Origin of the sequence: Nostoc sp. UHCC 0251 (genome assembly GCF_034932245.1) — a bacterium.
Classification (GTDB): Bacteria; Cyanobacteriota; Cyanobacteriia; order Cyanobacteriales; family Nostocaceae; genus Nostoc.
This window is the reverse complement of the sequence record NZ_JAYGHD010000276.1, coordinates 1-1,221: the sequence shown is the minus strand read 5'-3', so window position 1 is coordinate 1,221 and position 1,221 is coordinate 1. Positions and strand designations below refer to the sequence as shown.

Here is a 1,221-nt window from a genome sequence, read left to right as displayed (position 1 = left end):
CTACTAGTGGTCTGGCAAGTCAACTTTGATGGGTGAGACATCTGGGTACAGCCGTCCCATTTTCTTACGTGCATCCGTAGTTTTAAAGCGCCAATTTACACTTGCTTTTTGAGAATTGCGATCGCTTTCCCAAAAGGCGATTTCTTGGGATAATGTTTGTACATCAGCAATTCGTCTTTCCAAACACTGACGTGATAAAACGGAAAATTCAATCTCAACTTGGTTTAACCAACTAGCATGTTTGGGGGTGTAGTGAAACTCTAATTTTTGGACAATCCGACGTGCTTCTTCTGGTGGAAATACTTCGTACAAAGCCGATGGATTATGTGTATTCAGGTTATCAACTACTAAACGAATAGATTCTGCTTGTAGGCAATGAATGTCAACTAAATTTTTCATTTGTAAAGCAAAATCTTTTTTTGTTCTCTGTTGTGTAACCTCAATATGTCGCCAACCTTTATGAGGTTCAAAAATTGCAAATAAATTGACACTTCCATTGCGTTTATACTCGTAGTCATAACGAAGAGGTTGCTCTGGTTCAGGTGGTAATGGTTCTCTAACATCCTCTAATAAAGGATATGGGCGTTCATCGAAACAAATCACTGGATGTTTTGGGTCATATGGTTGGCTGTATAAATCTAATAAATCTTCCATCCGTAAAACATACTCAGCATCCACTTTGGGAATGCACCATTGTTCTTTTAACCAAGGTTTAATTTCGTTTTTTTTAAATAGGAGCGAACTGTTTCTTTAGAGACTGAATCTACGATGTTTAGACTTACCATCCGCTCTGCTAATAGTTTCATCGTCCAACGATTTCTTCCCTCTGGGGCAGTCGAACATGCTGTTGCAATCAGAAAGGCTTCTTGCTGACCATTCAACTTTGGTTGTTTTGGTGGATGAGGGCGGTCTTGTACAGCTAATTCAATTCCTCCCTCTACGTATCGAAGACGGGTACGCTCTACGGTGGAAACGTGTACTCTTAGAGATTCTGCGATCGCTCTATCAGTTTCTCCTTCACTCGCCATCAAAAGTATATGGGCGCGGGTAATGCTTCTTGCTTTACTTTTACCTGTTTTGATTAGCGATCGCAGTTGTTCTACCTCCGAGTCACTTAAATTTACTGTATATTTTTTACCCATGATGACACCCTAAACCCGTTAAGATAAGCATACCAAAAAACGGCATTAACTCATCAAAGTTGACTTGCCAGACCACTAG

The 1,221-nt window shown here is 40.1% G+C and carries 1 protein-coding gene; it reads right to left on the bottom strand.

Annotated features, from left to right (window positions below; genetic code table 11):
- Positions 1–3: 3 nt before the first annotated feature.
- Positions 4–1,142, bottom strand: a protein-coding gene (locus tag VB740_RS18175) for an IS630 family transposase (RefSeq protein WP_416290106.1) whose coding sequence is annotated in 2 segments (ribosomal slippage) — positions 4–722 and positions 722–1,142 — 1,140 coding nt in all. Because the reading frame shifts where the segments join, the coding sequence is not laid out codon by codon here.
- Positions 1,143–1,221 lie beyond the last annotated feature (79 nt).